The sequence below is a fragment of the Wolbachia endosymbiont of Drosophila incompta genome (assembly GCF_001758565.1).
GTDB classification, from domain to species: domain Bacteria; phylum Pseudomonadota; class Alphaproteobacteria; order Rickettsiales; family Anaplasmataceae; genus Wolbachia; species Wolbachia pipientis.
Window position 1 is genome coordinate 339694 of record NZ_CP011148.1, and the last position, 3214, is coordinate 342907.

3 protein-coding genes are annotated in these 3214 nt (G+C 37.8%); 2 read left to right on the top strand and 1 reads right to left on the bottom strand.

The genetic code is table 11. From position 1 onward, the window contains the following. Nucleotides 1-283: 283 nt before the first annotated feature. Together radC and WG67_RS01575 are read left to right on the top strand one after the other, a co-directional pair. Nucleotides 284-958: a RadC family protein gene (radC, locus tag WG67_RS01570; RefSeq protein ID WP_010962534.1), complete on the top strand. Its 675-nt coding sequence runs from the start codon at nucleotides 284-286 to the stop codon at nucleotides 956-958. Nucleotides 959-1235: 277 nt separating this feature from the next. After that, nucleotides 1236-1526: a GIY-YIG nuclease family protein gene (locus tag WG67_RS01575; protein WP_010082530.1), complete on the top strand. Its 291-nt coding sequence runs from the start codon at nucleotides 1236-1238 to the stop codon at nucleotides 1524-1526. 310 nt (nucleotides 1527-1836) lie between these two features. On the opposite strand, the gene WG67_RS07775 is transcribed toward WG67_RS01575, so the two are convergent. Continuing rightward, nucleotides 1837-3214, bottom strand: a 1378-nt coding sequence (locus WG67_RS07775; RefSeq protein WP_410543615.1) for a 3'-5' exonuclease, incomplete at its 5' end; no start/stop codon positions are given.

Here is a 3214-nt window from a genome sequence, read left to right on the forward strand (position 1 = left end):
ACGGTTCACGGTGGCATGACGGTTAAGTAATTCGTCATCCCGCTACTTGTTAGCGGGATCTCTTGTTAGCGGATGAGATACCGCGAATGAATCGCGGTATGACGGTCTGCGGCGGTATGATGGTTTGCGGTGGTATGACGTAGTAGCTATTTCTTGCATTTCATGACACCATTTGCTGTCTTTAAAAATGAATGTTCTTACAATTGTGCGTCATGCGCTTTATTAAATATTTTACTTAAAAATCTAATTTCTTATTATACAAGAGATAAGCAATTCATTGATGATGAAAAATTACAAAAAGGGGCATAGAAAGCGCCTAAGAGAGAAAATTATTTTAGATAATGGACAATCATTACTTGATTATGAAGTTTTAGAGCACATTTTATATTCAGCATATAGTAGAATTGATGTAAAACCGGTGGCAAAGAGTTTGATAGAAAGTTTTGGCAGCTTAAATAAAGTTTTTAATGCTGACCTGGAAGCGCTGCAAAACGTTGATGATGTCAGCAATGCAGCGATATCTGCCATCTTTTGTGTAAAACAAGCCTTTGTTCGTTCTGCAAGAGAAGAAATAAAAAACCTGCCTGTAATCGATAACTGGGAAAAATTGCTTGATTATTTAAGAATAAGTATAGGAAGCCTCAATAAGGAAAATTTTCGTGTCATCTATATGAATAAAAAGTATCGTCTAATAGCGGAAGACTTGCAAAATATTGGTACAGTAGATCAAACTCCTCTTTATGTCAGAGAGATCATCAAGCGCGCACTTTTGATTGGTTCAACATCCATTGTAATATCTCACAATCATCCAAGCGGAGATACACAACCTTCAAATAGCGATATATCTCTCACTAGACAACTAGCAGAAGCTTGCCAAAGTATAGGAATAGAATTAATAGATCACATTATTATTACATTCAGTAGCTATTTTAGTTTCAAGGAAAATAGGTTGTTGTGAAAGCCTTTATAGCTACAGTAACTTAGATTTACCGACAATCGTCATTCCGCTACGTGTTAACGGCTAAGAGATACCGCGAATGAATCGCGGTATGACGTAGATTGCTGTCATCCCGCTGCTTGTTAGCGGCTGAGATACCGCCGCGGTATAGTAACTCGTCATCCCGCTACGTGTTAGCGGGATCTATCTGCGGCGGCATGACGGTAAGTTTTATTGTGGTATGATGGTGTAGTATAATGTTGGTAAACCTCAGTTACTTTAGCTATAAACGATTAAGATGAAGTTATCATATATCTATATACTTACAAATAAAGCTAATAGCACATTATATATTGGTGTAACTGCAAATTTGATCAAGAGGATTTGGGAACACAAAAACAAAATTGTTTCAGGTTTTACATCAAGATATAATGTAAATAAACTTGTATATTTTGAAGAGTTTGAAGATATAAGTTTAGCTATTGCAAGAGAAAGGCGCCTGAAAGAATGGCCAAGGCAGTGGAAAATTAATTTGATCAATCAAAAGAATCCTAGCTGGATTGACTTATATTACTTAGCTTTAAGATAGCTATGCTGAGATCCCGCTAACACGTAGCGGGATGACGAGAAAGGAGCAGCAGGATAACGGTTGAGTAATTCGTCATCCCGCTACTTGTTAGTGGCTGAGATACCGCGGCGGTATGACGGTTTGCGGTGGTATGACAGTTAAGTAATTCGTCATCCCGCTACTTGTTAGCGGGATCTATCCGCAGCGGTATGACGTAGGACTGCTGTCATTCCGCTACGTGTTAGCGAATGAATCGCGGTATGACGGTCTGCGGCGGTATGACGGTTCGCGGTGGTATGACGTAGTAGCTATTTCTTGCAATCAAGTTTCGTTAAAAGTCAGATTGAATGGTTAAATCTTCCACCCAAATAACCACGCACTCTACTTGCTTGTTTGGATATATTTCTTGTACTAAGGTTTTATAGATTAACATCTGTTTTTTTATTTCATTTAATAAGGAAACAGAAACGTTACGGTGTGATTTGTAGTCAATTATGATTGCTTTATCTTGCGTTATGCATAGCCTATCTAGTCGTACTAATACTGACTTGCCATCAATTGTTCCACTCAGTGTAATCTCTGATTTGCCTTCCAAGTCAAACAAATAGCCATATTTTTCATTAAAGGCTAATATTTTACTGTAAATTTCATCCTTATCTTCGCTGATGTTATCAAGGTATTTTCTGACCCAATTTTTTCTCCTTTCTTTTTCTATCTTGGGCATATACTGCAATATGCTGTGAATAATCAGGCCTCTTGCATAACCATCTGTCATCCAAGTAGCTGACACTGGGATCCATTCTGCTCCTTCTTTTTCACTGGATTCCAGCGTCACGCGCTGGGATGACACTGAAGAGTGGGCTAAAGCTGGTGGAAGGGAAATGACCGGAACGTCAAAATAATCACGTTTTTTATAAATGTAAGGGTAGTTTGCATTCACGCATAATACTTCAACTTTTTCTTTAAATATTGGCTGTAAATCCCTTTGTTTCTTTTCATATGGCTCTCCGTACTTAGTGATTAGATCATACCAAGAGCCCTTTTGCACTGGCTCTTTACTTAAGATGTATAACTCATCTTCAGCACGCGTGAGTGCTACGTATAATAAACGCAAATATTCATTATAATCCTCTAGTTTTTTCTCTCTTTTTACTTGATCGCAATAAGCGTTGTTGTTTTTTCCACACCAAAATGGCACTTCTGTTCCATCAAAGATAATGCTTTCACTGTTTCTTGGCACTGTGTTTGTATCAACCAAAAATACTATGGGAGCTTGCAGACCTTTTGATTTGTGAATTGTCATTATTCGCACAGCATTGCGTTCTGATTGCATATCATTCTTAATCTCCGGATTATTCTCCTTGATCCATTGAACAAACGCTTGAAGAGATGGGTTTTCAAATTGCAACACGAGGTTCATAAATTCGTCTAGAACCTCAAAGCACTCAAGACCTAGCCTTGCAGCAAATTTCTTCTTACCTGTACGCAATATATGTGTAAATAGTGCAAGAGGAGACTCTATGCGAGATAAGTTAATGAGATAGTTTAATTCACTATAGATAACCACAGAATAATCCTGAATTCTTTCCCATAGTGAATGCTCTTTACGGTCGTATGCAATGTTAAATAAATCATCCTCGGTGAAATTAAATAGCGGTGATTTTAAAGCATTTGCAAGAGTTAAATCATTTGCCTGGAGGAGTAAAAAT

Excerpts from the sequence above, each read along its gene's own strand:
- radC (WP_010962534.1), top strand. The coding sequence starts at position 284 with ATGAAAAATTACAAAAAGGGGCATAGAAAGCGCCTAAGAGAGAAAATT.
- WG67_RS01575 (WP_010082530.1), top strand. The coding sequence starts at position 1,236 with ATGAAGTTATCATATATCTATATACTTACAAATAAAGCTAATAGCACA.